Consider the following 6258-nt stretch of genomic DNA (forward strand, 5'->3'; position numbering starts at 1 on the left):
GTGTTCCAGAAACGCAACGGCCCGCCGAAGCGGGCCGTTGCTGCCATCACGATCGCGCTGCGATCAGTGGTGGTGGCCGCCGTCGCCGTGGACGTGGCCGTGGTCGATCTCTTCCTTGCCGGCTTCACGCACGTCAACGATTTCGACGTCGAAATGCAGGTCCTTGCCAGCCATCGGGTGGTTCAGGTCGACGTCGACGACGCTCATGCCGACCTTCTGCACGGTCACCGCACGCGGGCCGAAGTTGGTCTGCAGCACGACCTGCTGGCCCGGTGCCAGCTTGGTGTTGCCGAAGTGCTTCTTCGGCACGCGCTGGGACAGGCCCTCGCGGCGCTCGCCGTAGGCATCAGCGGCAGTGACGTCGACGCTGAAGGTCGCGCCGGCTTCCTTGTCCATCATGGCGTTTTCCAGGCCCGGGATGATGTTGCCGTGGCCGATCAGGATCGCCAGCGGCTCGCCGCGGTCCTTGGACGATTCGATCGGCTCCTGGCCGACTTCGGAAACGGTGTAGTGGAAGCGGACAACGCGGTCTTTTTCGATCTTCATGCGCAACTCTGTCTGGATCTGCCGAAGGCAGGCGGGTTGGGGCGGGTTGTCGCCCGGCGGGGACGCCGCCATCATGACGGCCAATCCAAGGTGGCGCATTATCCGGAGATCATGCACATCACGCCAGTTTCGTCCGGCCAGCGCCGGTTTCTCGCCCCGGCCCTGCTGCTGGCCCTGCCCCTGTTGATGACCGCCTGTGGCGGTGGCAAGGCCACCCGCCCGGCCCCGCCCCCGCCCACGGCGAACTGGCCAAAGACCGTGCCGGACAACCCCGAGGCGGCCAACTCGGTGCTGATGCGCGCCATCAGCCTGGTCGGCACGCCCTACCGCTATGGCGGCAACACCCCGGATTCGGGCTTCGACTGCAGCGGCCTGGTCGCCTATGTCTATCGCGAGATGCTGGACCTGCGGCTGCCGCGCACCTCGCGCGACCTGGCGGCGGTACAGGGCCCGAAGATCGACCCGCAGCGCCTGGCCACCGGAGACCTGGTGTTCTTCGGCAGCCGCGGCAGCGTCACCCATGTCGGTATCTATGTGGGTGAAGGGCGCTTCGTGCACGCGCCGAGCACCGGCGGCACGGTACGCCTCGACTCGCTCAGCGGTCCCTACTGGAAGGACCACTACACAGGGGCGAAACGCGTCCTTCGCTAAAATGAACAGGTGATATGTTTAAAACTGTGACGCCCATCACCACGAAACTAACGGTTTACTAACGGAATTTTTAACTTATTGCCGCTTTTACAGGGCATGATGCCCCATCGTTTTTTTCCTGTGACCGACGCGTGACGACTGACGACCTGAAAAGCGAAGGCCAGACTTCCGTATCTTCACGTAGTGCCCGCCCGCTGTTGCTTGGCCTGGCACTCTGTCTGACCAGCCTTCCGGCCTGGTCGCAGACTGCTCCGAATCGTTCCGATGTGACCCCGGCCCCGGTGGCCGAGAGCACCGCCCGACCGGCCACCAAGGCCGAGGCCGCTGCTCCGCAGCGCAGCCGCGTCGATGCCGCCGCCAGTGCCACGCTGGCCGCCCTGCTGCCGCACCTGGCCGCCAATGACACCATTCCGCTGATGGACCGCTCGGCCGTGGTGGCCGGCGATCTCAGCCGCCTGCTCGCCAACTACGACACCAGCAGCGCCGCCAATGGCAGCGTTGTCGGCACCGCCGCCGATAACGGCAAGGTGCAGTCGCTGCTGCGCCGAGCGATGACCCTGCTGGGCACCCCGTACCGTTGGGGTGGCAGCAACCCGGACAGCGGCTTCGACTGCAGCGGCCTGGTCGGCTACGTGTTCCGCTCGGCGCTGGGCATCGAGCTGCCGCGCGTCTCGCGCGAGATGGCCCACGATGACAACGCCGAGCTGATCAACGACCGCACTGCGCTCGCCGCCGGTGACCTGGTGTTCTTCGGCCGCAAGGGCCGCGTCGACCACGTCGGCATCTATGTCGGTGACGGCCGCTTCCTGCACGCACCGAGCTCGGGCAAGGACGTCCGCGTGGACACCCTGCTCAGTGGTTACTGGGGCAACAAGTTCATGCAGGCCCGCCGGGTCGACCTCTGACCCGCTGGCGCTACGGCGCCGCCTGAAAGACAAAAAGCCGCTGCCCCGCAGCGGCTTTTTTGTTTGCGCCCCCGGTAGGTGCCGACCTTGGTCGGCATCGCGCCGCCTGCCCTGGTGGGTGCCGACCGTTTGTCGGCACTGCCTCCATCCACGCATGGCGTGGATCTACCAGGACCCGCCTTGGCCGCCACCGCGCCAACCAGCTCCCAAACAAAAGGCCCGCCGGGTCAGGGCGGGCCTTTTACATCTCCACGCAACCTCAGGCGCGTGGCGGTGTCGGGTCTGGATCGTCCACCCCGACATTGCTGGACGGATTGTCATACACCGCCTGATCGAGCAGCCCGGTCTCCTTGGCCACGATCACCGGCACCAGCATCTGGCCCGTCACGTTCGTCATCGTGCGCATCATGTCCAGGATGCGGTCGATGGCATACAGGTAGCCGATGGTCTCCAGCGGCAGGTTGGCCGCGCTCAGCACCACCGTGGCCATGATCACCGCAGTACCCGGCACGCCGGCGGTACCGAAGCTGCCCAGCACCGAGGCGATCAACACCACCACATACTGTTCCGGGGTCAGCGGCACACCGCTGTACTGCGAGATGAACACCGCGCACAGCGCCGGGTAGATCGCGCCGCAGCCATCCATCTTGATGCTGGCGCCCAGCGGCACCGCGAACGAACCGTAGTCCTTGTTCACACCCAGGTTGTGGGTGATCGAACGCAGCGCCACCGGCATCGCGGCGAAGCTGGACGAGCTGACAAACGCCACCTGCATGCCCGGCGCGGCGCCACGGAAGAACTTCAGTGGGTTCAGGCCGTGCGCCAGCAGCAGCGCGCTGTAGACCACCACGATGTGCAGGGCGCAGGCCACGTACAGGGCCAGCACGAAATGCCCCAGCGGCAGCAGCTTCTCGAAGCCGTAGCTGCCGACCAGGCCAGCGATCAGGCCGAAGGTGCCGATCGGGGTGACTTCCAGCACGAAGCGGGTCACCTGGATCATGATGTCGCTCATCTGGCCGACCAGCTTGCGCGCCTCGGTCACCTTCTCGCCCAGCTTGACGATGGCGAAACCGACCAGACCAGCAAAGAAGATCACCGGCAGGATCGAGCCACGGCCCGCGGCCAGCACGGTTTCACCGGCGGCGTTGACCTTGGTGCCGATGCCGGACAGCGCGTAGAAGACATTGGCCGGCACCACATCCAGCAGCACCTGCACCACGCTGGGCACTTCACGCGGCACGTAGTTGCTGGCCATCGTCAGTTGCAGGCCACCGGCGCCGGGCTGCAGCACGGTGCCCACGCCCAGGCCGACGCACACCGCCAGCGCAGCGGTGATCACGAACCACAGGAAGGTGCGGCCACTGAGCGCGGCGACCGATTTCTGGCCGTGCAGCGACGAGATCGCGTTGATGACCGCGAAGAACACCAGCGGCACCGCGATCATCTTGATCAGGGTGACGTACAGCTCGCCGAGCGGGCCGAACCACGTTTCCGCGGCCGGGCCGAGCGCCCAGCCGGCCAGCGCGCCGAGCACGAAGCCACCGACCACGCGCTGCCAGAATGGAATCCGCAGCCAGGCAGAGACCAGCTTCATAGGCAATCCAGAGGGGAAGGAAGGGATGCTGGCACGATAGCCCAAGGCGGCCCGCAGAACGACCGCCCGGCCGGCAAATCAGTGTGTCATCGGCGTGCCTTGCGAGGGCGGGCATAATGAACGTCCCGTTACAGTTTGTGAGATCCCAGCGTCCATGCGCCGTTCCGTCTCCCTGTTGGCCGCCTGCGCCACCACCCTGCTGCTGGGCGCCTGCGCCAGCACCTCCCCCGCGTCCGCTCCGGCCGGCCTGAAGGTCGCCGTCGATCCCGTTACCCACCCGGCCGGCGAGACGCCGCAGTGGTGGTACCGCAGCGGCGCGGCCCAGGCTGCAGCGAACGGTGCGATGTCCGGCAAGGCCAGGAACGTCATCCTGTTCCTCGGTGACGGCATGAGCCTGACCACGGTGGCCGCCTCGCGCATCTACGAAGGCCAGCAGAAGGGTGGCTCGGGCGAAGAGAACCTGCTGTCCTGGGAACGCTTCCCGGCCACGGCGTTCAGCAAGACCTACAACACCGATTCGCAGACCCCTGATTCGGCCGGCACCATGACCGCCATCACCACCGGCGTGAAGACCCACATGGGCGCGATCGGCGTCAGTGCCGGCAGCCGCACCGATTGTGCCGACAGCCTGTCCAAGGGCCTGCTGACCTGGCTGCAGCTGGCCGACAGCGCCGGCCTGGCTACCGGCGTGGTATCCACCGCGCGCCTGACCCATGCCACCCCGGCCGCCACCTACGCGCACTCGCCCGAGCGCAACTGGGAGAACGACACCGACCTGACCGACGCGGCCAAGGCCGCCGGCTGCAAGGACATCGCCCAGCAGCTGCTGTCGACCTCGCGCTATGGTCGCGGCCCGCTGGTCGCCCTCGGCGGTGGCCGCGGAGAATTCACCACCGTGGAAGAGCGCGATCCGGAGTACGACGACAAGGTCGGCCAGCGCCTGGATGGCCGCAGCCTGGTGCAGGAATGGCAGCGGGCCCATCCGCAGGGCGCCTACGTCTGGAACAGCAAGCAGCTGGCCGCCGCCGCCAATGCGCCGGCCATCCTTGGCCTGTTCGAGCCGGACCACATGCGCTACGAGTACGAGCGACCGCAGGATCCGGGCGGTGAGCCGAGCCTGGCCGAACTGACGGCTGCGGCGATCAGGAATCTGTCGAAGCACCAGGAAGGCTACGTGCTGATGATCGAAGGCGCGCGCATCGACCACGCCAACCACAGCGGCAACGCCTACCGTGCACTGACCGAGACCGTGGCCCTGTCCGATGCAGTGCGCGTGGCCAACGAACTGACCTCGGCCGACGACACCCTGATCATCGTCACCGCCGACCACTCGCACACGCTGAACTTCGTCGGCTACCCGGCACGCGGCAACCCGATCCTGGGCAAGGTGAAGGACAAGGGTGGCGAAGATGGCGCCGGCAAGCTGGATTACGCGCTGGACGGCACCGGCCAGCCGTACACCACGTTGAGCTACGCCAATGGCCCGGGCCATACCGGCAGCAGCAACCAGCAGCCGGCCGGCCCGAAGCGCTACCCGCACAACCCGAGCAGCTTCGAACCGGCCAACGGCCGCCCGAACCTGCGCGAGGTCGACACCGAGCATCCGGACTACATGCAGGAAGCACTGGTGCCGATGAAGTCCGAGTCGCACGGCGGCGAAGACGTCGGTATCTGGGCACGCGGCCCGGGCAGCAAGGCGATCCGCGGCACGCTGGAACAGAACGCGATCTACCACATGATCGTGCAGGCCACCCCGGCCTTGCGCGAGCGCCTGTGCCAGGCCGGCACCTGCGACGACAAGGGCGTGCCGGTGCAGCTGCCGGCGCCGACGGCCTTCGAACGCAAGGCCGAGGCCAAGTGATCGCACGGCAGGCCCGCCCTGCGCCTGCCAGCGGCCGCTTCGCGCGGTCGCTGGCCCTGCTCGGCGTGCTGGCCAGTGCCACTGCAACGGCACAGGCACCTGCGTGCAAGCTGCTGACCGACGAACACGGGTTGTGGCCGCTGCCCAACTGCGAGGTGGTCAATCACCGGCCGAAGATCAGCGCCGACACGTTGAAGGACCTGAACTACGACGACCACGGCCTGGCCGTGGTCTACGCAGGCGAAGGCTTCCACTACGTCAACCGAAAGGGTCGCAGCCTGCCGGTGCTGACCTGGGACAACGGTCCGGAAACGCCGCAGGAAGGCCTGCTGCGCGGCCGCGTCGGCAATCGCGTGGGTTACTTCGATCTGACATTCCGCCAGGTGGTGCCCGGCACCTTCGATTTCGCCTGGCCGTTCCGCGACGGCGTGGCCGAGGTCTGCAACGGCTGCCGTCGCGGCACGCCGGATGCCGATGGCCACACGCCGATGGAAGGCGGAGAGTGGTTCCGGATCGACCGCTCGGGTCGTCGGGTGAAGTAGGTTTTCGGCAGGGCTGCGCCCTGCACCTGCAGACGCAACGGCAACGGCGGAAGCAACAGCAACAGCGTGCATTCCGTGGGATGGCGGGGCACTGTGGGTTTGCGGGGACGGCGCAAGTACGTCCATGTAGCCTTGGTCGCCGCATCCATGCGGCTCACA

General features: G+C 67.0%; 6 protein-coding genes. 4 read left to right on the plus strand and 2 right to left on the minus strand.

What is annotated here, in order from left to right; genetic code table 11:
- Positions 1-63: 63 nt before the first annotated feature.
- The gene (locus ACTJJM_RS13555; RefSeq protein ID WP_010482989.1) at positions 64-546 is read right to left on the minus strand and encodes an FKBP-type peptidyl-prolyl cis-trans isomerase; all 483 of its coding nucleotides are present in this window, start codon (positions 544-546) and stop codon (positions 64-66) included.
- 111 nt (positions 547-657) lie between these two features.
- On the opposite strand from ACTJJM_RS13555, the gene ACTJJM_RS13560 reads away from it, so the two are divergent.
- Positions 658-1197 carry a C40 family peptidase gene (locus ACTJJM_RS13560; protein ID WP_026347086.1) on the plus strand — a complete coding sequence of 180 codons (540 nt, stop codon included), beginning with the start codon at positions 658-660 and terminating at the stop codon, positions 1195-1197.
- Between the two features lie 131 nt (positions 1198-1328).
- Complete coding sequence (locus ACTJJM_RS13565) at positions 1329-2102, plus strand: C40 family peptidase (RefSeq protein WP_010482985.1); 774 nt, start codon at positions 1329-1331, stop codon at positions 2100-2102.
- 259 nt (positions 2103-2361) lie between these two features.
- On the opposite strand, the gene ACTJJM_RS13570 is transcribed toward ACTJJM_RS13565, so the two are convergent.
- Positions 2362-3696: a dicarboxylate/amino acid:cation symporter gene (locus tag ACTJJM_RS13570; protein ID WP_019338617.1), complete on the minus strand. Its 1335-nt coding sequence runs from the start codon at positions 3694-3696 to the stop codon at positions 2362-2364.
- A gap of 154 nt (positions 3697-3850) precedes the next feature.
- Here ACTJJM_RS13570 and ACTJJM_RS13575 point away from each other — a divergent pair, with 154 nt between their 5' ends.
- Together ACTJJM_RS13575 and ACTJJM_RS13580 are read left to right on the plus strand one after the other, a co-directional pair.
- Positions 3851-5557, plus strand: a complete 1707-nt coding sequence (locus tag ACTJJM_RS13575; protein WP_224328351.1) for an alkaline phosphatase — start codon at positions 3851-3853, stop codon at positions 5555-5557.
- Entirely contained in the window at positions 5554-6099 is a 546-nt protein-coding gene (locus ACTJJM_RS13580; protein WP_224328352.1) for a WG repeat-containing protein, read from the plus strand. Before ACTJJM_RS13575 ends, ACTJJM_RS13580 begins: the two co-directional genes overlap by 4 nt.
- The last annotated feature ends 159 nt before the right edge of the window (positions 6100-6258 follow it).

Origin of the sequence: Stenotrophomonas sp. 22692, from assembly GCF_052045015.1 — a bacterium.
GTDB lineage: Bacteria > Pseudomonadota > Gammaproteobacteria > Xanthomonadales > Xanthomonadaceae > Stenotrophomonas > Stenotrophomonas geniculata.